This window comes from Streptomyces sp. NPDC040410, from assembly GCF_055595715.1.
This window is the reverse complement of the sequence record NZ_JBVIVK010000001.1, coordinates 311,252-334,803: the sequence shown is the minus strand read 5'-3', so window position 1 is coordinate 334,803 and position 23,552 is coordinate 311,252. Positions and strand designations below refer to the sequence as shown.

Here is a 23,552-nt window from a genome sequence, read left to right as displayed (position 1 = left end):
GTCTGCAAAGGAAACGTCAACTCCGGCCGCTCTTAGGAATCTTGGCGGCAATCGGTGTGTTGTTGTGATGTGCAGGACACCCCGGCAAACCTCATTGCGTTGTACAACGTAAGCTGTACCGGTGCCGAAAGGCGGCAAGTGGGGCGATAATACGCGACACCCTCTGCCGGGACGGCCACCCGGATCGCCGGGCGGCGTGTCCGAAATAGTGTGTATTGGGTCGGCGGTGTAGAACGGGAGATGTGACGGCGATGGCTACGGAAACTCCCCAGCTCACCACAGCATGTGCCGTCCCCGTCGCGGGCAGTCCGCGGTGACGGGAACCGGCACGCCGCGCGCCGCCGATCCGGAGCGCGGCACCCTCGACAAGGCCGCGGCGGAGAACTTCCCCGTGGCCCCCTTCTTCCTGCCCCGGGCCTGGCGGACCGACCTCATGGCCGTGTACGGCTTCGCCCGCCTCGTCGACGACATCGGCGACGGCGACCTGGCCCCCGGCGGCGCCGACGCCCGTCTGCTCGGTGTGTCGCCCGAGGAGGCCGGGGACCGGCTGCTCCTGCTGGACGCCTTCGAGGCGGACCTGCGCAGGGTCTTCGGCTCGACCCCGCGCCACCCCCTGCTGCGCCGCCTCCAGCCGACCGTCCGCCGCCGCTCCCTCACCCCCGAGCCCTTCCTCGGCCTGATCGCCGCCAACCGCCAGGACCAGCTCGTCACCCGCTACGAGACCTACGACGACCTCCTCGCGTACTGCGAGCTGTCCGCCAACCCCGTCGGCCGCCTGGTCCTCGCAGTCACCGGCGCGTCGACGCCCGAGCGGATCCGCCTCTCCGACGCGATCTGCACGGCCCTGCAGATCGTGGAGCACCTCCAGGACGTCGCCGAGGACCTCGGCCGCGACCGTATCTACCTGCCCGCCGAGGACATGAAGCACTTTCACGTCCAGGAAGCGGATCTCGCCGCGAAAACCGCGGGCGCATCGGTGCGCGCACTGGTTGCGTACGAGGCGGAACGCGCCCGCCGTCTCCTGAATGAGGGCGCCCCCCTGGTGGGTAGCGTCCACGGCAGGCTGAAGCTGCTGCTCGCGGGGTTCGTGGCGGGGGGAAGGGCGGCGATCCGGGCGATCGCCGCCGCCGAATACGACGTACTTCCCGGCCCGCCCCGGCCCGGCAAGATCCAGTTGCTGCGTGAGGCGGGCGTGACTCTGCGAGGAGAGGGGTGATCCGGACCGTGGAGTCGGAACAGCACGTGTCCGCACCGGTACTCGCCGCCTACAGCTACTGCGAGGCCGTCACCGGACAGCAGGCCCGTAATTTCGCCTACGGCATCAGACTGCTGCCGACGCCCAAGCGCCGCGCGATGTCCGCGCTGTACGCGTTCTCCCGGCGCGTCGACGACATCGGCGACGGCGCGCTGGCCGACGACGTCAAGATCGCGAGGCTCGAGGACACCCGTGGCCTGCTGACCCGGGTCCGGGACGACGCGGTCGACGAGGACGACACCGACCCGGTCGCGGTCGCCCTCGCGCACGCCGCCGGCACCTTCCCGATCCCGCTCGGCGGTCTGGACGAGCTCATCGACGGCGTGCTGATGGACGCACGCGGCGAGACCTACGAGACCTGGGACGACCTGAAGGTGTACTGCCGCTGTGTGGCGGGCGCCATCGGGCGGCTCTCGCTCGGCGTCTTCGGTGTGGAACCGGGGGCGCGCGGCGCCGACCGCGCGCCGGAGTACGCCGACACGCTCGGGCTCGCGCTTCAGCTCACCAACATCCTCAGGGACGTCCGCGAGGACGCCGAGGGCGGGCGCACCTATCTGCCCTCCGACGACCTCGCCAAGTTCGGCTGCTCGGCCGGGTTCAAGGGGCCGAAACCACCGGAGGGCTCCGACTTCGCGGGCCTAGTGCACTTCGAAGTGCGACGGGCCCGCGCCCTTTTCGCCGAGGGCTACCGGCTGCTCCCCATGCTCGACCGGCGCAGCGGCGCCTGCGTCGCCGCCATGGCCGGCATCTACCGCCGCCTGCTCGACCGCATCGAGCGCGACCCGGAGGCCGTGCTGCGCGGCCGGGTGTCGCTGCCCGGGCGCGAGAAGGCGTACGTCGCCGTTCGCGGCCTGTCGGGTCTGGACACCCGTCATGTCGCCCGGCGGACCGTCAGGAGGCGCGTCTGATGGACAATCCGGTCCTAGTGCCGCGTCAGCCAGGGTTTGCCCGGCAAGGAGCGGCCTCCGGTGCGTGCTCCCGGCGTGCCGGCCGGAAGTCCTCGTACCGGACGTACATGGGCTTGCGGCCGGTGCGGCGAGTGGGGGCACCTCCCACGCCCTTGAGGCAGTGGGGGAGCGTGCCGGGCGTCGTGACGGGGCGAACCTTGGCTGACGCGGCACTGGGTGACGTCACCGGCGAAGAGCGGCACGCAACCCTCCGGCTCCGGGCGGCGTCCCTGACTGCAGCGGCCTGCCGGGCACCGTTCGATCAGCACGGCGGCCGCGCAGGGGGGAGTGCACGATGAGCGACGCCATGCGGTCCGGGGGACCGCTCGCGCACCACGCGGGAGGCTCCGTGCGGGACGCCGTCGTGGTCGGCGGCGGGCTCGCCGGCATCACCGCCGCGCTCGCGCTCGCCGACGCCGGAGTGCGCGTGACGTTGCTCGAAGGCCGGCCGCGCCTCGGCGGACTCGCCTTCTCCTTCCAGCGCGGCGACCTGACCGTCGACAACGGCCAGCACGTGTACCTGCGGTGCTGCACCGCCTACCGCTGGTTCCTCGACCGGATCGAGGGGACGGCGCTGGCACCCTTGCAGGATCGTCTCGACGTGCCCGTTCTCGACGTCGGCCGGCCCGAGGGACGGCGGCTCGGCAGGCTGCGGCGCGACGCGCTGCCGGTGCCCCTGCATCTGGGGCGCAGCCTCGCCACGTACCCGCATCTCTCGCTCACCGAGCGGGCCAGGGTGGGGCGTGCCGCGCTCGCGCTCAAGGGACTCGACCTCGCCGATCCGACCCTGGACGCACAGGACTTCGGCAGCTGGCTGACCGCGCACGGTCAGTCCGCGCGTGCCGTGGAGGCCCTGTGGGACCTGGTCGGGGTCGCCACCCTCAACGCGGTCGCGGGCGATGCCTCACTGGGGCTCGCCGCGACGGTGTTCAAGACCGGTCTGCTGTCCGACCCGGGAGCGGCCGACATCGGCTGGGCGCATGTGCCGCTCGGCGAACTGCACGACCGGCTGGCCCGCAAGGCGCTCGACTCCGCGGGCGTGCGTACCGAGGTCCGTACACGCGTCACCTCCGTCTCTGTGGAGGAGAACGGAACGTGGAGCGTCCAGGTTCCCGGCGAGACGCTCCGGGCCGGCGCCGTCGTCCTCGCCCTGCCGCAGCGCGAGGCCCACGACCTGCTGCCCCACCACGCGCTCGACGATCCCGGGCGACTGCTGCGGATCGGCACGGCGCCGATCCTCAACGTCCATGTGGTCTACGACCGCAAGGTGCTGCACAAACCGTTCTTCGCGGCCCTCGGCACTCCGGTGCAGTGGGTCTTCGACCGGACCGGCGCCTCCGGGCTGCGGGACGGCCAGTACCTGGCGCTGTCGCAGTCGGCCGCCCGGGACGAGATCGACGAACCGGTCGCCGCGCTGCGCGAGCGGTACCTGCCCGAGCTGGAGCGGCTGCTGCCCGCCACCCGGGGTGCCGAGGTGAAGGACTTCTTCGTGACCCGGGAGCGCACGGCGACGTTCGCTCCCACCCCCGGCGTCGGGCGCCTCAGGCCCGGCGCCCGTACCAAGGCCCCCGGCCTGTACCTGGCCGGAGCGTGGACCGCCACAGGGTGGCCCGCGACCATGGAGAGCGCGGTCCGCAGCGGAGTGAGCGCGGCGGACGCCGCACTCGCCGCCCTCGGCCGGCCCCGCCCTCGTCATCTCTTCGAGTTCGAGGAGGCGGCTTGATGCTCGGTCAGCATGCGGCAGGTCCCCGCACCCCCGGTACCGCAACAAGAGGAGAGACTGTGCCCACTGTGCCCCCGGCCTCGACGGCCGCTCGAGAGACCGCGGTGGACGTGACCGCGCTCCTGGAGCGCGGCCGGACCCTGGCCACACCGGTACTGCGGGCGGCCATCGACCGCCTGGCACCTCCCATGGACACGGTCGCCGCCTACCACTTCGGCTGGATCGACGCCGAGGGCAACCCCGCGGACGGCGACGGCGGCAAGGCCGTACGTCCCGCCCTCGCGGTGCTCTCCGCGGAGGTCACCGGGGCCGCGCCCGAGGTGGGCATCCCCGGCGCGGTCGCCGTCGAGCTGGTCCACAACTTCTCGCTGCTGCACGACGACCTGATGGACGGCGACGAACAGCGCCGCCACCGCGACACGGTCTGGAAGGTGCACGGCCCCGCCCAGGCGATCCTGGTCGGCGACGCCCTGTTCGCCCTGGCCAACGAGGTCCTCCTGGAGCTCGGCTCGGTCGAGGCCGGACGGGCGACCCGCCGCCTGACCACCGCCACCCGCGCCCTGATCGACGGTCAGGCACAGGACATCTCCTACGAGCACCGGGACCGCGTCAGCGTCGAGGAATGCCTGGAGATGGAGGGCAACAAGACCGGAGCCCTGCTCGCCTGTGCCAGCTCCATCGGGGCCGTGCTCGGCGGCGCGGACGGCCGCACCGCCGACACGCTGGAGAAGTACGGCTACCACCTGGGCCTCGCCTTCCAGGCCGTCGACGACCTCCTCGGCATCTGGGGCGACCCGGTTTCCACCGGCAAGCAGACCTGGAGCGACCTGCGCCAGCGCAAGAAGTCCCTGCCGGTCGTGGCCGCGCTCGCCGCGGGCGGCCCCGCCTCCGAGCGGCTCGGCGAGATGCTCGCCGCCGACGCCAAGAGCAGTGACTTCGAGAACTTCTCCGAGGAGGAGTTCGCGGCCCGCGCCGCCCTCATCGAGGAGGCGGGCGGCCGAGAGTGGACGGCGCAGGAGGCGCGCCGTCAGCACACCGTCGCCGTCGAGGCCCTCGACGGCATCGACATGCCCGACCGGGTACGGGCGCGGTTCGCGGCGCTCGCCGACTTCGTCGTCGTACGAAAGAGATGATCACCATCGGTCGAATAGCCCTCGCGTAGTCGCCGGCCGGTGCACCGAGCGCGTGATCACCGGCCGACGGCGGACCCACAGCAGACGCACGGCATGCACACTGCAAGAAGGGGAAGCCATGACAGCGACGACCGACGGAAGCACCGGGGCCCTGCCGCCCCGGGCTGCCGCGGCCAGCGAAACCCGCGCCCACACCCCCGTGGCGGCCGGGGTGCACGACGCCGCCGTACGCGCCGTGCGACGCGCCACCGACTTCCTGCTCTCCCTGCAGGACGCCCAGGGCTGGTGGAAGGGCGATCTCGAGACGAACGTCACGATGGACGCGGAGGATCTGCTGCTCCGTCAGTTCCTGGGCATCCGTGACGAGGCGACGACTCACTCCGCCGGGCTCTTCATCCGCGGCGAGCAGCGCGAGGACGGCAGCTGGGCAACCTTCTACGGCGGACCCGGCGAACTCTCCGCCACCATCGAAGCCTACGTCGCCCTGCGCCTGGCCGGCGACGCGCCGGACGCGCCGCACATGGCGAGGGCCTCCGCCTGGATCCGCGAGCGGGGCGGAATCGCCGCCGCCCGGGTCTTCACCCGGATCTGGCTCGCCCTGTTCGGCTGGTGGAAGTGGGAGGACCTGCCCGAACTCCCGCCGGAGCTCATCTACTTCCCCAAGTGGGTACCGCTCAACATCTACGACTTCGGGTGCTGGGCCCGGCAGACCATCGTCCCGCTGACGATCGTCTCCGCGAAGCGCCCGGTACGGCCCGCACCCTTCCCGCTCGACGAGCTGCACACCGACCCCGAGCGGCCCAATCCGCCCAAGCCCCTTGCACCCGTGGCGAGTTGGGACGGCGCCTTCCAGCGGCTCGACAAGGCGCTGCACGCCCTGCGCAAGGTCGCACCGCGCAAACTGCGCAGGGCCGCCATGAACAGCGCCGCCCGCTGGATCATCGAGCGGCAGGAGAACGACGGCTGCTGGGGCGGCATTCAGCCGCCGGCCGTGTACTCCGTCATCGCGCTGCACCTGCTCGGCTACGACCTTCAGCACCCCGTGATGCGCGCGGGCCTTGAGTCCCTGGACCGCTTCGCCGTGTGGCGCGAGGACGGCGCCCGGATGATCGAGGCCTGCCAGTCGCCCGTGTGGGACACCTGCCTGGCCACCATCGCGCTCGTCGACGCGGGTGTGCCCGCGGATCACCCGCAGATCGTCAGGGCCGCGGACTGGATGCTCGGCGAGGAGATCGTCCGGCCCGGCGACTGGGCGGTCAAGCGGCCCGGACTGCCGCCCGGCGGCTGGGCGTTCGAGTTCCACAACGACAACTACCCCGACATCGACGACACCGCCGAGGTCGTCCTCGCGCTGCGCCGCGTCCGGCACCACGACCCGGAGCGGGTGGAGAATGCGATCGGGCGCGGGGTGCGCTGGAACCTCGGGATGCAGTCCAGGAACGGCGCGTGGGGCGCCTTCGACGTCGACAACACCAGCCCGTTCCCCAACCGGCTGCCGTTCTGCGACTTCGGCGAGGTCATCGACCCGCCGTCCGCCGACGTCACCGCGCACGTCGTCGAGATGCTGGCCGTCGAGGGGCTCTCCCGCGACCCCCGTACCCGGCGCGGTGTCGAATGGCTGCTGGCCGAACAGGAGCCGGACGGCTCGTGGTTCGGGCGCTGGGGCGTCAACTACGTCTACGGCACCGGGTCGGTGGTGCCCGCGCTGACCGCCGCCGGCCTCCCTGCCGCGCACCCGGCGATCCGGCGGGCGGTGACCTGGCTGGAGTCGGTGCAGAACGACGACGGCGGCTGGGGCGAGGACCTGCGCTCCTACAAGTACGTCGAGGAGTGGAGCGGCCGCGGTGCCTCCACCGCCTCGCAGACGGCCTGGGCGCTGATGGCGCTGCTGGCCGCGGGGGAGAAGGACTCCAAGGCCGTCGAGCGCGGCGTCGAGTGGCTCGCCGCCACCCAGCGCGAGGACGGCTCCTGGGACGAGCCGTACTTCACCGGCACCGGGTTCCCCTGGGACTTCTCCATCAACTACCACCTCTACCGGCAGGTGTTCCCGCTCACCGCACTCGGCCGGTACGTGCACGGAGAGCCCTTCGCCGAGAAGCCGCTCGCCAGGGCCGAGGGGGGCTGATGAGCTCCCAGCCCGCCCCGGTCCCGCTGCTGATCGCCTGTGCGCTCGGCATCGAGCACCTCGCCCTGCGCATGAGCGACCGCAGCGTGAGGCGGAGTGGCCTTCAGCGCCCCGGAGCCGGACCAGAGGAGTGGGCCGCCGGCGGGCCGGTCACCGTCCTGCGTACGGGCATGGGGCCCAGGGCCGCCGAGCGCGCGGTCACCCGGCTGCTCGCCGACCCCGCGCTCGACGGGGCCGCCGTCCTGGCCACCGGCTTCTGCGCGGGACTCGCCCCCGGTATGCACCCCGGCGACCTGGTCGTCGCCGAGGAGACCCGGGACCCGCGCGGGAACGTCCCCTGCGTGGGTACCGACCTGCTGGTCAAGGAGCTCGCGCGCGCCGTGCCCGGGCGCACGGTCCACACCGGACCGCTCACCGGCTCCGATCACGTCGTGCGCGGCCTGGAACGGCCGGATCTGCTCGCGACCGGCGCGATCGCGGTCGACATGGAGTCGGCGGCGACGCTCCTGGGCGCCCTGCGCACGGGCGAGCGCCCGGTTGCGGCCGTCCGGGTGGTGGTGGACGCTCCAGAACATGAACTCGTCCGGATCGGTACGGTGCGCGGTGGAATATCAGCTTTCCGTGTTCTTCGTTCGATCCTTCCCGCTTTCTTCGAATGGCACCGTTCTTTGCTGCTCCCCAGGAGGTGAGCCAGATGGCCATGCCGCTGCGTCAGTCCATCAAGGTCGCTACATACTTGGCTGAACAAAAGCTCCGCAAGCGGGACAAGTTTCCGCTCATCGTCGAGCTGGAACCTCTGTTCGCGTGCAACCTCAAGTGCGAGGGCTGCGGCAAGATCCAGCACCCGGCCGGGGTACTGAAGCAGCGCATGCCGGTGGCCCAGGCGGTCGGAGCGGTGCTCGAATCCGGTGCCCCGATGGTGTCCATCGCGGGCGGCGAGCCCTTGATGCACCCTCAGATCGACGAGATCGTAAGGCAGTTGGTCGCGAAGAAGAAGTACGTCTTTCTGTGCACCAACGCCATGCTGCTGCGCAAGAAGATGGACAGGTTCAAGCCCTCTCCCTACTTCGCCTTCGCCGTGCACATCGACGGGCTGCGGGAGCGGCACGACGAGTCGGTTGCGAAGGAGGGCGTGTTCGACGAGGCCGTGGAGGCCATCAAGGAGGCCAAGAAGCGCGGCTTCCGGGTGACCACCAACTCGACCTTCTTCAACACGGACACCCCGCAGACCATCATCGAGGTGCTCAACTTCCTCAACGACGACCTCAAGGTCGACGAGATGATGATCTCGCCCGCCTACGCCTACGAGAAGGCGCCCGACCAGGAGCACTTCCTGGGCGTGGAGCAGACCCGCGAGCTGTTCAGGAAGGCCTTCGCGGGCGGCAACCGGCGCCGCTGGCGGCTCAACCACTCCCCACTGTTCCTCGACTTCCTCGAGGGCAAGGTCGACTTCCCGTGCACCGCGTGGGCGATCCCGAACTACTCGCTCTTCGGCTGGCAGCGGCCCTGCTACCTGATGAGCGACGGGTACGTGCCGACGTACCGCGAGCTGATCGAGGAGACCGACTGGGACAAGTACGGCCGCGGCAAGGACCCGCGCTGCGCCAACTGCATGGCGCACTGCGGCTACGAGCCCACCGCCGTCCTCGCCACCATGGGGTCCCTCAAGGAGTCGCTGAGGGCCATGCGCGAGACGGTCTCCGGAAACCGGGAGTGACGTCATGACCGCCGTCTCCCTGGGCGTCCCCGAGGTACCGGTCCGGCCGATCGCCGAGCGGCGTGTGTCGCGGCGGATCCACGTCGGTCCGGTGGCGGTCGGGGGCGGCGCACCGGTGTCGGTGCAGTCGATGACGACGACCCGTACGTCCGACATCGGTGCCACCCTGCAGCAGATCGCGGAACTCACCGCGTCCGGCTGCCAGATCGTCCGCGTGGCATGCCCCACGCAGGACGACGCGGACGCCCTCGCGACCATCGCCCGCAAGTCGCAGATCCCGGTGATCGCGGACATCCACTTCCAGCCGAAGTACGTGTTCACGGCGATCGAGGCCGGCTGCGCGGCCGTACGCGTCAATCCCGGCAACATCAAGCAGTTCGACGACAAGGTGAAGGAGATCGCGCGGGCCGCCCGGGACCACGGCACGCCGATCCGGATCGGGGTCAACGCGGGGTCGCTGGACCGGCGCCTGCTCCAGAAGTACGGCAGGGCCACGCCCGAGGCGCTGGTCGAGTCGGCACTGTGGGAGGCGTCGCTCTTCGAGGAGCACGACTTCCGGGACATCAAGATCTCGGTGAAGCACAACGACCCCGTCGTGATGGTCAGCGCCTACCAGCTGCTGGCCGAGCGGTGCGACTACCCGCTGCATCTCGGGGTCACGGAGGCCGGTCCGGCCTTCCAGGGGACCGTCAAATCGGCGGTCGCGTTCGGGGCACTGCTGTCGCGGGGGATCGGGGACACCATCCGGGTGTCCTTGAGCGCCCCGCCCGCCGAGGAGGTCAAGGTCGGCATCCAGATCCTCCAGTCGCTGGGCCTTCGCGAGCGCCGCCTGGAGATCGTGTCGTGTCCCTCCTGCGGGCGCGCCCAGGTCGACGTCTACAAGCTGGCCGACGAGGTCACGGCGGGCCTGGAGGGCATGGAAGTCCCGTTGCGCGTCGCGGTGATGGGGTGCGTGGTCAACGGCCCCGGCGAGGCACGGGAGGCGGACCTGGGGGTCGCCTCCGGCAACGGCAAGGGTCAGATCTTCGTGAAGGGCCAGGTCATCAAGACCGTCCCGGAGTCGAAGATCGTGGAGACGCTCATCGAGGAGGCGATGAAGATCGCCGAGCAGATGGACAAGGACGGCGTCGCGTCGGGGGAGCCGGCCGTCATCGTGAGTTGAACAGCACGGACCTGGAGGGGGCCCGACGTGACGATTCTGGAGAACATCCGGGGACCACGCGACCTGAAGGCGCTGTCCGAGCCGGAACTCGGTGAACTGTCCGAAGAAATCAGGGAGTTCCTGGTGCACGCGGTCGCCAGGACCGGCGGACACCTCGGGCCCAATCTGGGCGTGGTGGAACTCTCCGTCGCGCTCCACCGGGTCTTCGAGTCACCGGTGGACCGCATCCTGTGGGACACCGGCCACCAGAGCTACGTGCACAAGCTGCTGACCGGCCGTCAGGACTTCTCCAAACTGCGCGGCAAAGGAGGGCTGTCCGGCTACCCCTCGCGCGAGGAGTCCGAACACGACGTCATCGAGAACAGCCACGCCTCCACCGCGCTCGGCTGGGCCGACGGGCTCGCCAAGGCCCGCCAGGTGCAGGGCGAGAAGGGGCACGTAGTCGCGGTGATCGGCGACGGGGCGCTGACCGGCGGCATGGCCTGGGAGGCGCTCAACAACATCGCGGCCGCCAAGGACCGGCCGCTGATCATCGTCGTCAACGACAACGAGCGGTCGTACTCCCCGACCATCGGCGGACTCGCGAACCACCTGGCCACCCTGCGGACCACCGACAGCTACGAGAGAGTGCTCGCCTGGGGCAAGGACGTGCTGCTGCGCACGCCCGTCATCGGCACCACGGTCTACGAGTCGCTGCACGGTGCGAAGAAGGGGTTCAAGGACGCGTTCGCGCCGCAGGGCATGTTCGAGGACCTGGGCCTGAAGTACGTGGGCCCGATCGACGGGCACGACGTGGGGGCCGTCGAGTCCGCGCTCCGGCGCGCGAAACGCTTCCACGGGCCGGTCCTCATCCACTGTCTGACGGAGAAGGGCCGAGGGTACGAGCCCGCGCTCGCCCACGAGGAGGACCACTTCCACACGGTCGGCGTGATGGACCCGCTCACCTGCGAACCCCTCGCGCCGTCCAACGGCCCGTCCTGGACCTCGGTGTTCGCCGACGAGATCGTCAGGATCGGCGAGGAGCGGGAGGACGTCGTGGCGATCACGGCGGCCATGCTGCACCCGGTGGGCCTCGGCAAGTTCGCCACCCGGTTCCCGGACCGCGTGTGGGACGTCGGCATCGCCGAGCAGCACGCGGCGGTCTCCGCGGCCGGCCTCGCCACCGGCGGACTGCACCCGGTCGTCGCCGTGTACGCCACCTTCCTCAACCGTGCCTTCGACCAGCTCCTGATGGACGTGGCGCTGCACCGCTGCGGGGTCACCTTCGTCCTCGACCGAGCCGGTGTCACGGGCGTCGACGGACCCTCCCACAACGGCATGTGGGACATGTCGATCCTCCAGGTCGTGCCGGGCCTCAGGATCGCCGCACCGCGCGACGCCGACCAGTTGCGGGCGCAGTTGCGGGAGGCCGTCGCCGTCGACGACGCGCCGACGGTGGTGCGCTTCCCGAAGGAGTCGGTGGGGCCGTCGCTGCCGGCGATCGACCGCGTCGGCGGAATGGACGTCCTGCACCGCGGGCCGGACACGCCCGAGGTGCTGCTCGTCGCCGTCGGTGTGATGGCACCGGTGTGCCTCCGGGCCGCCGAGCTGCTGGAGGCCCGCGGGATCAGCGCCACGGTGGTCGACCCCCGCTGGGTCAAGCCCGTCGACCCGGCGCTCCCCGGCCTCGCCGCGGGACACCGTCTTGTCGCGGTCGTCGAGGACAACAGCCGCGCGTCCGGGGTCGGCGCCGCGGTGGCGCTGGCGCTGGGGGACGCCGAAGTCGACGTACCCGTACGGCGGTTCGGCGTTCCGGAGCAGTTCCTCGCGCACGCCAAGCGCGGGGAGGTGCTGGCCGACATCGGGCTCACGCCCGTCGATGTGGCCGGCCGGATCAGCGCGAGCCTGGCCGTCAAGGATCAGGCCGGAGGCAGCCACGACGGTCCAGCCGTCGTGCCAGTCAAGGAGAAGGCCGAATGACCAAGGAGTTCGATCTCGGTGCCCTCCTGGCCGGGCGCGGAGCCGAGCGCTACGAGCTGTACAGCAGGTACCTCAACCACCAGCTCCCGCGCATGCTGCACACCATCGGCTTCGACAAGGTCTACGAGCGGGCCGAGGGCGCGTACTTCTGGGACGCGGACGGCGACGAATACCTGGACATGCTCGCCGGGTTCGGGGTGATGGGCCTGGGCCGCCACCACCCCGTCGTCCGCAAGGCGCTGCACGACGTCCTCGACGCCCAGCTCGCCGACCTCACCCGTTTCGACTGCCAGCCGCTGCCCGGACTGCTGGCGGAGAAGCTGCTCGCGCACAGCCCGCACCTGGACCGCGCGTTCTTCGGCAACAGCGGTACGGAGGCGGTCGAGACCGCGCTGAAGTTCGCCCGCTACGCCACCGGCAGGCCGCGGGTCCTGTACTGCGACCACGCCTTCCACGGGCTGACCACGGGGTCGCTCTCGGTCAACGGCGAGGGCGGTTTCCGGGACGGCTTCGCCCCGCTGCTGCCCGACACGGCCGTCCCGCTCGGGGATCTCGACGCCCTGGCACGGGAGCTGAAGAAGGGCGACGTCGCCGCCCTGATCGTCGAACCGATCCAGGGCAAGGGCGTGCACGAGGCCCCGCCCGGATACCTGCGTGCCGCCCAGGAGCTGCTGCGCAGGCACAAGGCGCTGCTCATCGCGGACGAGGTGCAGACTGGCCTCGGCCGGACCGGCGACTTCTACGCCTACCAGCACGAAGAGGGCGTCGAGCCGGACCTGGTGTGCGTCGCCAAGGCCCTGTCCGGCGGCTATGTACCGGTGGGCGCCACCTTGGGCAGGGACTGGATCTTCAAGAAGGTCTACTCGTCGATGGACCGGGTGCTGGTCCATTCGGCCAGCTTCGGGTCCAACGCGCAGGCCATGGCGGCGGGCCTGGCCGTGCTGTCCGTCATGGAGAACGAGCAGATCGTCGCCAACGCCCGCGCGACGGGGGAGCAACTCAGGTCCCGGCTCGCGGCGCTGATCGACAAGTACGAGCTGCTCGCCGACGTCCGCGGCCGGGGCCTGATGATCGGCATCGAGTTCGGCAGGCCCAGGTCGCTGAAGCTGCGCAGCCGCTGGGCCATGCTGCAGGCCGCGCGCAAGGGGCTGTTCGCGCAGATGGTGGTGGTCCCGCTGCTGCAGCGGCACCGGATCCTCACCCAGGTCTCCGGCGACCACCTGGAGGTGATCAAGCTGATCCCGCCGCTGATCGTCGGCGAGCGGGAAGTGGACCGGTTCGTGGACGCGTTCACCGCGGTGATGGACGACGCGCACAGCGGCGGCGGGCTGATGTGGGATTTCGGCAAGACACTGGTGAAGCAGGCGGTGGCGAACCGCTGAGCTTTTGCCTCTCGGGCAAGGCCGTCTCGCAGCGATGAGACAGTTGCCGAGGGACGCGGCGTGCGGGCACTGTCCGTCCGCGTCCCGGTCGGGTGCCCGGCGACAGCGCGCACCTCGACTCGCAAGAGGCTGAGGAGTCAGTCGAGCAGCCGCTCCCGCAGCCGCTCGCGGATCTCCGGGGTGACGCACAGCCCCTTCTCCAGGTAGGCGTCGACGCCGCCCCACGTCTCCTCGATGGTCTCGAGGGCCGCCGTAAGGTACTCGGCGCGGGCGTCGAACAGGGGGCTGAGCAGCTCCATGACCTCGGGGGAGTAGGCCGCGGCGGACTTGCTGCTGCGGTGCACCTTGTAGCGGCGGTGCGTGGCGTTGGACTCCAGGTAGTCGGCGAGGATCGCCTCGCGCTCCACGCCCAGGGCGAGCAGGGTCACCGCGATGGACAGTCCCGCCCGGTCCTTGCCCGCCGCGCAGTGCATCAGGGCGGGGACGCTGTCCTCGGCGAGCGAGCGAAGCACCCGGGAGTGCTCGGCCGTCCGTTCCTTGATGATCCTGCGGTAGGAGGTGATCATCCGGTTCGCGGCCTTGCCGTCGGCGAGGATCGCGCGCAGCTGGTCGATCTCGCCGTCTCGGACCATCTTCCAGAACTCGGCACCGTCCGCGGGGTCGCTCAGCGGCATGTTCACATTGCGCACGCCGGGCAGCTCGACGTCGTGGCCTTCGAGCCGCTGGTCGGCCGCGTTGCGGAAGTCGAAGATCGTGTGCAGGCCCAGGGAGCCGAGGAAGGCGGCGTCCTCCTCCGTCGCATGGGCGAGGTGGCCGCTGCGGAACAGCACTCCGTGCCGCACCCGCCGCCCGTCCGCCGTCGGCAGTCCGCCGACGTCACGGAAGTTGCGCACTCCGGCCAGCTCGGGCTCGGTCGACGGGACCTGCTGCGTCACGGGGGCTCCTCCCAATCCAGCCCGTCGACGCGGCTCATCGACGGGCGCGCTCTCGACGATACGACATGGATTCCTGGGGCAATGAGTTGTCCACAGGCGTTGCCTCACACCCCCGCGACCATTGATGATGTTGGGCCTTGATTGCACCTGTTCGGATCTGCAAGGTCCTGATGCTGGAGATTGCCGAAAACGGCTCTATGCGGCTTCTGTCCGGGCCGACCGGCAGTGAGGACGGCGCGGCATCGAGTGGACCTTCGAGCGGCACGAGGTGGCGGACGACGGGCTGCGGCTGGTGTTCCGGGACACCGGGCCGGCCGTGCACGCGCTCGGCATGCGGTTCGCCCTCTGGGATCGAGCCGGAAATGGCCGATCGGACAGCGACCTGCACCGCGTGCACCCCGACTGGGTGCAGTTCCAACCCGGACGAAAGCGCATGGAAGCCGCAATCAGCTTGTATCGCACCTCGCCTGTGAAGACGTCCAGGAGTACCTCCGGGGGCAGCCCCACGGCCTGCTCTCCAGCGCGCCGGTCGACTACGTCACATAGGACTTCAGCCGCTGCTTCACCGACGCCGGCTGGCCCGGCGAGCCGTGTCCGCGGCGCCTCCGGGTCGACCATGTGCGGGCCTCGTACGGCCTGTTGGACCGGCTGTGGGCGACACACCCCGGCGTCGCTTCGAGCCCTGCTCCGGCCACGGCGAGCCCGTGCCGGCGCTGCGGCTGTGCGGTCCCGGCCCGACAGTGCCGTATAAATGCCGCTAAACGGGCGGAGTTCACCGTGGTGCGGTGTTGCCGCATCACGGATTGCGGACCGGACTGCATGGCGACCTCGATGCGGCGGTTTTCCGGCTCGGCCACATCTGGGCCTTCTGTCCGAATTGCAGCCTTCATTCCAACTCCTTCTGGAATATGGCGTCCTGGGGTGAGGCGCGTGAGCAGCGTCATATTCGTGACCGTGCGTCGCCCGTCATGTTCACGTAATTCAGGTGCTTTTCAAGGGCTTTTGAGGAGAGTGGCGGCCGCTTGATTCACGCACGGTGACCGTAAATTCCCGTAAGGGATCTAGTAAAACGCATTCGCACGGAACCTGTTGGTTGTCCCATTGCGTCTTGGTCGCTTACGTTCGCCACCGATCCGGACGGACGCCCAATCCTGCCGCCGCCCGGAGCCCGCACACACTCACCCGTGCACGGCAGGAGCGGGGGACCCACAGGTACAACCGCCTGTTCCGGTCTCCGGAACGGCTAGGGGTAAAGCCGCGTTTCGACGTGGCCGGGCATCTCCAGTCCGCACCCGACAGCTCACCTCGCAGGCGCCGGAGAGGAATTCGCCATGCCCGCGAAGGGTAAGCATCGCCGTCCCAAGTCCCGTCGTTTCACCCGCTCGATCGCCGTCGCCGGAACCGGTGGCGCCGCACTCGCCCTCCCCTTCATGGGAGCCACCGGCGCCCATGCGGCCACTGCCCAGTCCGTTTCCCAGAATGTTTCGGAAAAGGTCGTGCAGTCAGCTCCGGCCGCGAAGAAGGCGACCGGGAAGAAGGACACCGCGCAGAACGTGGATGTGCGGATCTATTCGGTGCGCGTGGGCGATTACCTCTCGAAGATCGCCGCGGAGCAGCATGTCAGCGGTGGCTGGCAGAGGATCTACCAGGACAACCGTGATGTCGTCGGCGACAACCCGTCGCTGATCCACCCCGGGCAGCGGCTCAGCATCAACAAGAAGGCCGCGACGAGCAAGCCGAAGGCAAGGCCGTCGTCCTCATCGGCGAATTCGTCCGCCGCGAAGTCGTCCTCGGCCAAGCCCTCTTCCGCGAAGGCGTCTTCGTCTTCGTCCGCCTCGAAGAAGACGACGGCCACCACCCAGGCCGCCCAGTCCGCTGCCACCTCCAGCGGCTACGCCCTCCCGGTGAGCGGTGCCTCCGTCGGCACGGCGTACCACGTGGCGGGCAGCATGTGGTCCAGCGGCTACCACACCGGCGTCGACTTCGTCGTCCCGACCGGCACGTCGCTCAAGGCCGTGGCCGCCGGTACGGTCGTCTCCGCGGGCTGGGGCGGCGCATACGGCAACCAGGTCGTCATCAAGCTGAACGACGGCTACTACGCGCAGTACGGCCACCTGTCCTCGCTCTCCGTCTCGGCCGGCCAGACCGTCAGCGCGGGCCAGCAGGTCGGCCTCTCCGGAGCGACCGGCAACGTCACCGGACCTCATCTGCACTTCGAGATCCGCACCACACCGGACTACGGCTCGGACGTGGACCCGGTCGCGTACCTCCGCTCGCACGGCGTCGCCGTCGGCTGAGGCCGGCGTACGACCACACCTGCCCGACACGCTGCCGAAGGCCGGACCCCGATCCCCGGGTCCGGCCTTCGGTGTGTCCCGGCGGCGACTTCCGAGTGCGGCAGTCCACGCCGCAACATCCTTGATCAGAGGCTTATTCCTGGTTTGGTGAGCCCTTTAGGAGTGGCTTATCTCACCGGTCGTCAACCCTTTCCTACGATCGCGTAGGTCACAACCGAAGGTGAATCATGGGCCGATGTGGCAGACGATTCGAAGAGTGACAGCAGATCAGTGATCGGGTCGTACGTGTCGGTGGGGGACAGCTTCACCGAGGGCGTCGGCGACCCCGGCCCCGACGGGGCGTTCGTCGGCTGGGCCGACCGGTTCGCGGTACTGCTCGCGGACCGGCGGCCCGAGGGCGACTTCAGATACGCGAACCTCGCGGTGCGCGGCAAACTCCTCGACCAGATAGTCGAGGACCAGCTTCCGCAGGCCGTCGAACTGGCCCCGGACCTGGTGTCGTTCTCTGCCGGCGGCAACGACATCATCCGGCCCGGCACCGACCCCGACGAGGTCGCCGAGCGCTTCGAGCGGGCGATCGCCCGGCTCACCGAGGTCTGTGGCACCGTCATGGTGACCACCGGCTTCGACACCCGTGGCGTACCCGTTCTCAAGCACCTGCGCGGCAAGATCGCCACCTACAACGGTCATGTGCGGGCCATCGCCGACCGGTACGGCTGCCCGGTGCTCGACCTGTGGTCCCTGAAGACCATCCAGGACCGCCGGGCCTGGGACGACGACCGGCTCCATCTGTCGCCCGAGGGCCACACGCGGGTGGCGCTGCGCGCGGGTCAGGTCCTCGGCCTGGAGGTCCCGGCCGACCCGGACCAGCCGTGGCCGCCCCTCCCGCCGCGCGGCACCCTCGACGTCCGGCGGGACGACGTCCACTGGGCGCGCGAGTACCTGGTTCCGTGGATCGGACGCCGGCTGCGCGGGGAGTCGTCGGGGGACCATGTGACGGCCAAGGGGGCGTTGTCGCCGGACGACATCAAGATGCGGATCGACTCGGTGGCGTGAGGGCCGGGGCCCTCCCGTCCGCCGGACCGCGTCCGTCGTGGCGGGTTCCACGAGCACCGGCAGGGGCAGGAGCGGGGGGGTGTTCCGGCCGGAGGCGAGGGCCCGGCCGAGCGGCTCCGCCGCCCGCCGCGGTGCGAAGCCGGCCGCGCCCGGACGAGTCCGTCGACGGGCCCGCCGTGTTGATCGGCCCGGTCGAGCCGGCGCCGTGTTGCTCGACGGCGCGCCCGCGGCCGCAACGCCGGCGATGCCGGTCAGCGCGACCTCCCCCGGCGTGCTCCCGGGCACCGGAGCGGCCGGGGCGCCGTCGGGCGATCCGGTGTCCACGGCAGTCGTGCCGAGCGCCGTGCCACGGGTCGTCAAGTGACCCGGGAGGACGATCATTTGAGGCGGGGCAGAGGCGGGTGGCGGCTCACCGGGCCGCTGCCGTCAACGCCTCCCGTGCCAGGCCCAGTTCGCGGGCGAGTGCCTCGTCCACCCACGTCAGTGCCCGGGTACGTGAAACCGTGCCCGCGTAGGTCGTCATCTGTACGGCGAGCCCGTCGAGCAGGGCGGTCAGGCGCAGGGCCGCGCCCGTCGGGTCGGGGCACTGGAACTCGCCCGCGGCCACCCCCTCCGCGACGACCTCGGTCAGGGCCGCCTTCCACTGCCGGTCGAGGTCACGGATGACCTCCCGCAGCACGGGCTCGCGCAGGGCCACCGCCCAGCCCTCGATCCACAGCCGCCAGCCCTTGGCCTGGCCGGCGGGGGCGTACCAGCGTACGGCCGACCGCAGCCGGCGCAGCGCGGTGGTGCGCTTGCCGAGAAGCTTGCGCAGCTGCGCGAGGTCGTCCTCGGCCGCATGGGTGAACGCGGCGGCGACCAGCTTCTCCTTGGTCGAGAAGTGATAGAGCACCAGCGCGCTGCTCACGCCGAGCACCGAGGCCACGTCGGCGATCCGGACCGCCGCCACGCCTCGCGCCTCGATCTGCTCGACGGCGGCCCGCAGCAGTTCCTCCCGCCGCTCAGCCACGCTCAACCGCACTCTCGTCACGGCGTCACCCTACACAGCCCTTTCCCGGCTGTGACGTGCGCCGACGTCCGCATCTCGGCAGCCCGCGGGCGGGGCCGCCAGGAGGTCCCGGGGCGGGGCCGTGCCGGGACGGCGCCGTCACCGGTACCGGCGACCTCGTCCAGGGTGCAGCCCCGGCGCATGCGCAGCCCGCCGCTGGACACACCGCGCACCAGCCGGTCGACGACCAGGAAGCCCTGCGGCCGGAGAGGTGGTCGGTCCAGGTGAGCGACATCAAAGGGGTGGACACGCGGTCTCCTCGGGGGGCGATCAGAGCCGGTTACTGAATCGTGAGTCAGTGTCCGAACCGGCGTCACGGCCTGTCGACGCGGCGAGGTGAGCACCGTCGGCGCCCCGGGCGGACCGGCCGAGATCGGTCCGGCCCCGTGCTGTCGGATCGGCCGACCATAATGGAATGTCTCACCGACTCCATCTGGAGGTACCGTGGCCGGTTTCCGTTCCCTCAGCTCCCGGCTCCGCGCGCTGCAGCCCGCGGCCTTCGGTGTGGACCCCAGTGGTGAGCGCATGGCACGCATCCGCAGATCCCCCCACTTCAAGGACGGCGTCTTCCAGAACCCCGGAGGCACGGCCCGGACCCGGCCCTCCGGCTCGGCGCCGTCCTTCGCGAAGGTCTTCTTCGACAAGGACTCCCGGTTCCGCCGCGCCCCCAGCGGCACCATCCCCGTGCACGGAACCACGCTCGCCGACATCGCGCGGCCGCCCGCCACCGGACTGCGGCTGACCTGGATGGGCCACTCCAGCGTGCTCGCGGAGATAGACGGACAGCGGGTGCTGTTCGACCCCGTCTGGGGCGAGCGCTGCTCCCCCTTCCCCTTCGCCGGACCCCGGCGACTGCATCCGGTGCCCCTGCCGCTGGCCGCTCTCGGCCCCGTAGACGTCGTCGTCATCTCGCACGACCACTACGACCACCTCGACATGCCGACGATCAAGGCGCTGGCCGGCACGGACACCGTGTTCGCCGTGCCGCTCGGCGTCGGCGCCCATCTGGAGCACTGGGGCGTGTCGGCCGGCCGGCTGCGCGAACTGGACTGGCACGAGACGACGAAGGCCGGCGGACTCACCCTGACCGCCACACCGGCCCGCCACTTCTGCGGCCGCGGCCTGCGCAACACCCAGCACACGCTCTGGGCCTCCTGGGTCGTCGCCGGAGCGGAGCACCGGATCTACCACAGCGGAGACACCGGGTACTTCGAGGGCTTCCAGGACATCGGCGCCGCGCACGGCCCGTTCGACGCCACGATGATCCAGATCGGCGCCTACTCGGACTTCTGGCCCGACATCCACATGACCCCGGACAAGGGGGTCCGCGCGCACCTCGACCTGCAGGGCGGAGATCCGGCCGTGGGCGTCCTGCTGCCGATCCACTGGGGGACCTTCAACCTGGCGCCGCATCCGTGGGCGGAACCCGGGGAGTGGACGATGCGGGCGGCGCACAAGGCCGGGGTGACGATGGCGGCACCACGGTGCGGCGAGCCGTTCGAGCCGGGCGACGCTCCGTCCGCGACGCCGTGGTGGCGCGCCGTCGCACGGCCGCCCGCCGGGGGCTGGCCGACGTGGCCGCCGGTGGCGTCCGGTCCGGAACAGACCCTCGTGGGGGAGTAGGCGGCCCGGCGCACGGCTCGATTCGGCCCCGCACCGCCGTCTCCGGTGACCGTCGGCCGGATACGGCCGGTGATGATCTCGGGGCGAGGCTCCGTGGGCGCGAGAGCCCCGGCGGCCGTGGGCGTGGGCCGGGCGCAGGCTGAGGAGCGGCTGTCGAAGGGGGGCGGGGGTGTGAGCGGCCCGACCCCGCCGTCTGTTCGCGACCGCTTCTGAGCAGGTGCGATCAGTCCCTGCCGTGTCGTGGACGCGAGGTCGCCGGGGTTTATCGGTCTGTCGTACGAGGCCTCATACCAGAGCAGGACGCTGTGGGCGGGACTTTGCCAACTGCCCACCGCACCTGATGCGTTGCCGACTACTGTGAGTGTCCGTCGGGCGACGCAGGGACGAATTCATCGGCTCTGCCGACCGGCACAGCGATGGCGCATGCCCGAGACGCGCAGACCGCGCGAGCCCATGCCCACGACCGACGGACCAGTACGAGGACGCCGATGTCTCACCTCCGCGCCCCGGCCGCCCGTGCAGACCGCCGAGAGGGCGGACGGCACGGCCGGCCGCCGGCCGCCCGCACCGCACCCGTGCTGCCCGAGGCCCACATACGGCCCCAACTGCTGCGTCTCGCCGTGCTTCCCCCCGTCGCGGTCGCCCTCAGCGCCTGCGCGGCCGTCCTGTTCACCGTCCGCTCCACCGGGGCGCGCCCCGGTCTCACCCTGTGGGGCGTACTCGCCGGCGCGGTCTCCGTGGCCCTCGCGGGCATCCTGATCGCCGCCGTGGCCGCGAACCGTACCGCCGCCTGCGTACGCGACCGCATCGGCGCACTGCGCCGCAGCAGCGCGCGCGGCGAGGCCGAGCTGCGGGCCCTGGTCGAGGCGTTGCGCCGGGGCGAGGGCCCGCCCAAGCGGAAGCCCCGCAGCGGTCCGCCCGAGGACGCCGACGACTTCGAACTGCTCGCCGCCGACCTGGCCCGCGCGCACGACGGCGCCGTCACCGCCGTCGTCCAGGCCGCACAGCTCTCCAGCCAGGCGGGCAGCGAGCAGAAGCTCGAGGTCTTCCTCAATCTCGCCCGGCGCCTGCAGTCGCTGGTGCACCGAGAGATCTCGGTCCTCGACGAGCTGGAGAACGAGATGGAGGACCCCGACCTCCTCAAGGGCCTCTTCCACGTCGACCACCTGGCCACCCGCATCCGGCGCCACGCCGAGAACCTCGCCGTGCTCGGCGGCGCAGTCTCCCGCCGGCAGTGGAGCAACCCGGTCGACATGACCGAGGTGCTGCGCTCCGCCATCGCCGAGGTCGAGCAGTACTCACGGGTCAAGCTCGTCCCGCCGATCGACGGCACCCTGCGCGGCCACGCCGTCGCCGACGTCATCCACCTGCTGGCCGAACTCGTCGAGAACGCCACGGTGTTCTCCGCCCCGCACACCCAGGTCCTGCTGCGCGCCAACCTCGTCACCTCGGGACTCGCCGTCGAGGTCGAGGACCGCGGACTCGGCATGCCCGTCGCCGAGCAGAACAGGATGAACGCCCTGCTCGCCGACCCCGACCAGGTCAACGTCGCCAGCCTGCTGGCCGACGGCCGGATCGGCCTGTTCGTGGTCTCCCAGCTCGCCAAGCGGCACGGCATCCACGTCCGCCTGCAGACCAACATCTACGGCGGGGTGCAGGCCGTACTCGTCGTTCCGCAGGAGCTGTTGGGCCCGGTTCCGGGTGCCGCCGGGACCGCGGCCGGGCCGCCGGCGCAGGAGACGCCGGGGGTGGCGGGAGTGCCCGGGGCACCCGGTGCCGCCGTACCGCACTGGCAAGGGCAGGGACACGGACACGGTCGGGGCGTTCCGGGCGCCCCCGGAACCGTATCCGTACCGCCGGGACCCTCCGTACCGCCGCCGCGGCAGCATCCGCAGCCCGGTCCGGAGGCGGGGCAGCGTGTCCCGTCAGCACGTCCGGCCGTCGACCCGCGTCCGCGGCACCAGGAGGCCACGGCGCCCGGTGACCGGCGACCGCTCCCGCGGCAGCCGGAGACCGCGCGGCCCGCTGTGCCGGCGGCCGACGGGAGCGGGCCGGCTCCCCTGCCCCGGCGCGGGGCCCAGGACGAACGGCCCCACCCGGCGGACGCCCCGCCCGGCATCCGGCCCGACGAACGGCGGCTCGTCGCGGACAACACGGCCGCGCCGCCCACCCCCCGCCCAGGTGCCGTACGCGGCACCATGGGCAAGCCGCAGCTGCCCCGGCGCCGTGCCCAGGAACACATCGTGCCCCAGCTGCGCGGTGGCCCGGCGCCCCGTCAGGACACCGAGCACGTGGCCGGTCACGACCCGGGGCTGATGGCCGCCTTCCAGCGCGGCATCGGCCTCGCCGAGGCCCAGCAGCACGCGGAGTCGACGTACACCGAACCGACTCCACCGACCGCGTCGGCGTCCGTGCAGACGGAGTCCGCACACACGGAGGCGGGCCACATGGTGTCCGCCCCCATGGAGCCGACGTCAATGACCCTGCCGTCGGCCCTGGAGGCTCTCCACACAGACGCGAGACCCGTCACCCGGCCGCGTGCCATGGAGGCACCACCCATGGACGCGTCGCCCGCGGCCCCTCGCAGGAGCGAGGCAGCGCGCGGTGCGCGGGACAGCGGGTCCGCGCCCGCCCTCGACCGGTTCGACCACCCCACCCGGCACGACGGGAGCGCGCCGGCCGGATGACCGCCCCCGCCACCACCCCCACCCCCAGCGCTCCCGCAGACCTTCGTACCTCAAGGAGTCGATCCACCATGGCGAGCGATGCGCCGACCGGCCACGTATCCGATCTCGACTGGCTGATGAGCGGCCTCGTGCAGCGCGTACCGCACACCACCAGCGCGGTACTCCTGTCCTGCGACGGACTCGTGAAGTCGGTCCACGGCCTCGACCCGGACAGCGCCGACCACATGGCGGCCCTGGCCTCCGGCCTCTATTCCCTCGGCCGCAGCGCCGGCGTCCGCTTCGGCGACGGCGGGGACGTCCGTCAGGTCGTCGTCGAACTCGACTCGACCCTGCTGTTCGTGACCACCGCCGGCTCCGGCACCTGTCTCGCGGTGCTCGCCGGCCGCGAGGCCGACGCGGCGGTGCTCGGCTACGAGATGGCGATGCTGGTCAAGAGCGTCCGCCCCTACCTGTCGACCGCGCCCCGCCAGCACGCCGTCGAACCGCCGGCGATGAGGCCTTGA

At 71.2% G+C, this 23,552-nt stretch carries 17 protein-coding genes, 3 pseudogenes and 1 riboswitch; of the genes and pseudogenes, 17 read left to right on the top strand and 3 right to left on the bottom strand.

Translation table 11 applies throughout. The annotated features are described in order from the left end of the window. Nucleotides 1–313: 313 nt before the first annotated feature. The 11 genes and pseudogenes from hpnC to ACZ562_RS01430 all read left to right on the top strand — a co-directional run bounded on the left by hpnC (nucleotide 314) and on the right by ACZ562_RS01430 (nucleotide 13,403). A complete protein-coding gene (gene hpnC / locus ACZ562_RS01480; protein WP_471172914.1) occupies nucleotides 314–1,216 on the top strand; it encodes a squalene synthase HpnC in 903 nt (300 codons plus the stop codon). Next, complete coding sequence (hpnD, locus tag ACZ562_RS01475; RefSeq protein WP_471172912.1) at nucleotides 1,213–2,163, top strand: presqualene diphosphate synthase HpnD; 951 nt, start codon at nucleotides 1,213–1,215, stop codon at nucleotides 2,161–2,163. Before hpnC ends, hpnD begins: the two co-directional genes overlap by 4 nt. Then, nucleotides 2,163–2,501, top strand: coding sequence for a DUF6380 family protein (locus ACZ562_RS01470; RefSeq protein ID WP_471172909.1), 339 nt, complete (start codon nucleotides 2,163–2,165; stop codon nucleotides 2,499–2,501). The genes hpnD and ACZ562_RS01470 overlap by 1 nt, the downstream gene beginning before the upstream one ends. Further along, nucleotides 2,429–3,925, top strand: a pseudogene (hpnE, locus tag ACZ562_RS01465) (hydroxysqualene dehydroxylase HpnE); the annotation flags it as partial. The gene ACZ562_RS01470 and the pseudogene hpnE, both read left to right, overlap by 73 nt. Nucleotides 3,926–3,993: 68 nt before the next feature. Continuing rightward, a complete protein-coding gene (locus ACZ562_RS01460; protein ID WP_471173944.1) occupies nucleotides 3,994–5,058 on the top strand; it encodes a polyprenyl synthetase family protein in 1,065 nt (354 codons plus the stop codon). A gap of 118 nt (nucleotides 5,059–5,176) precedes the next feature. Continuing rightward, a complete protein-coding gene (gene shc / locus ACZ562_RS01455; RefSeq protein WP_471172905.1) occupies nucleotides 5,177–7,183 on the top strand; it encodes a squalene--hopene cyclase in 2,007 nt (668 codons plus the stop codon). Then, nucleotides 7,183–7,872, top strand: a complete 690-nt coding sequence (locus ACZ562_RS01450; RefSeq protein ID WP_471172900.1) for a 5'-methylthioadenosine/S-adenosylhomocysteine nucleosidase family protein — start codon at nucleotides 7,183–7,185, stop codon at nucleotides 7,870–7,872. The genes shc and ACZ562_RS01450 overlap by 1 nt, the downstream gene beginning before the upstream one ends. 5 nt (nucleotides 7,873–7,877) lie before the next feature. After that, nucleotides 7,878–8,900, top strand: a complete 1,023-nt coding sequence (hpnH, locus tag ACZ562_RS01445) for an adenosyl-hopene transferase HpnH (protein WP_471172897.1) — start codon at nucleotides 7,878–7,880, stop codon at nucleotides 8,898–8,900. Between the two features lie 4 nt (nucleotides 8,901–8,904). After that, nucleotides 8,905–10,062: a flavodoxin-dependent (E)-4-hydroxy-3-methylbut-2-enyl-diphosphate synthase gene (gene ispG / locus ACZ562_RS01440; protein WP_471172894.1), complete on the top strand. Its 1,158-nt coding sequence runs from the start codon at nucleotides 8,905–8,907 to the stop codon at nucleotides 10,060–10,062. A gap of 27 nt (nucleotides 10,063–10,089) precedes the next feature. Beyond that, nucleotides 10,090–12,021 carry a 1-deoxy-D-xylulose-5-phosphate synthase gene (gene dxs / locus ACZ562_RS01435; RefSeq protein ID WP_471172890.1) on the top strand — a complete coding sequence of 644 codons (1,932 nt, stop codon included), beginning with the start codon at nucleotides 10,090–10,092 and terminating at the stop codon, nucleotides 12,019–12,021. After that, nucleotides 12,018–13,403 carry an aspartate aminotransferase family protein gene (locus ACZ562_RS01430; RefSeq protein WP_471172888.1) on the top strand — a complete coding sequence of 462 codons (1,386 nt, stop codon included), beginning with the start codon at nucleotides 12,018–12,020 and terminating at the stop codon, nucleotides 13,401–13,403. Before dxs ends, ACZ562_RS01430 begins: the two co-directional genes overlap by 4 nt. Before the next feature lie 137 nt (nucleotides 13,404–13,540). Here the strand turns inward: ACZ562_RS01430 and ACZ562_RS01425 are convergent, their stop codons facing one another. Then, nucleotides 13,541–14,338, bottom strand: coding sequence for a tyrosine-protein phosphatase (locus ACZ562_RS01425; protein ID WP_471172885.1), 798 nt, complete (start codon nucleotides 14,336–14,338; stop codon nucleotides 13,541–13,543). A 316-nt stretch (nucleotides 14,339–14,654) separates the two neighbouring features. On the opposite strand from ACZ562_RS01425, the pseudogene ACZ562_RS01420 reads away from it, so the two are divergent. From ACZ562_RS01420 to ACZ562_RS01410, 3 genes and pseudogenes are all read left to right on the top strand, one after another. Beyond that, nucleotides 14,655–15,318: pseudogene (locus ACZ562_RS01420) on the top strand (alpha-galactosidase); the annotation flags it as partial. Between the two features lie 189 nt (nucleotides 15,319–15,507). Further along, a riboswitch (cyclic di-AMP (ydaO/yuaA leader) is annotated at nucleotides 15,508–15,667 on the top strand. Between the two features lie 2 nt (nucleotides 15,668–15,669). Continuing rightward, entirely contained in the window at nucleotides 15,670–16,635 is a 966-nt protein-coding gene (locus ACZ562_RS01415) for a M23 family metallopeptidase (protein WP_471172879.1), read from the top strand. Between the two features lie 270 nt (nucleotides 16,636–16,905). Next, complete coding sequence (locus ACZ562_RS01410; protein ID WP_471173942.1) at nucleotides 16,906–17,691, top strand: SGNH/GDSL hydrolase family protein; 786 nt, start codon at nucleotides 16,906–16,908, stop codon at nucleotides 17,689–17,691. Nucleotides 17,692–18,100: 409 nt separating this feature from the next. Here ACZ562_RS01410 and ACZ562_RS01405 read toward each other — a convergent pair whose 3' ends face one another. Both ACZ562_RS01405 and ACZ562_RS01400 read right to left on the bottom strand, forming a co-directional pair. Then, the gene (locus tag ACZ562_RS01405) at nucleotides 18,101–18,721 is read right to left on the bottom strand and encodes a TetR/AcrR family transcriptional regulator (protein WP_471172874.1); all 621 of its coding nucleotides are present in this window, start codon (nucleotides 18,719–18,721) and stop codon (nucleotides 18,101–18,103) included. 113 nt (nucleotides 18,722–18,834) lie between these two features. After that, nucleotides 18,835–18,989 (bottom strand): annotated as a pseudogene (locus ACZ562_RS01400) (glutamate dehydrogenase); the annotation flags it as partial. Nucleotides 18,990–19,183: 194 nt separating this feature from the next. Between ACZ562_RS01400 and ACZ562_RS01395 the strand changes: the two are divergent. The 3 genes from ACZ562_RS01395 (at nucleotide 19,184) to ACZ562_RS01385 (ending at nucleotide 23,552) form a co-directional block, all read left to right on the top strand. Continuing rightward, nucleotides 19,184–20,362, top strand: a complete 1,179-nt coding sequence (locus ACZ562_RS01395; protein WP_471172870.1) for an MBL fold metallo-hydrolase — start codon at nucleotides 19,184–19,186, stop codon at nucleotides 20,360–20,362. A 488-nt stretch (nucleotides 20,363–20,850) separates the two neighbouring features. Continuing rightward, nucleotides 20,851–23,049: a sensor histidine kinase gene (locus ACZ562_RS01390; protein WP_471172867.1), complete on the top strand. Its 2,199-nt coding sequence runs from the start codon at nucleotides 20,851–20,853 to the stop codon at nucleotides 23,047–23,049. Between the two features lie 68 nt (nucleotides 23,050–23,117). Continuing rightward, entirely contained in the window at nucleotides 23,118–23,552 is a 435-nt protein-coding gene (locus ACZ562_RS01385; RefSeq protein WP_471172864.1) for a roadblock/LC7 domain-containing protein, read from the top strand.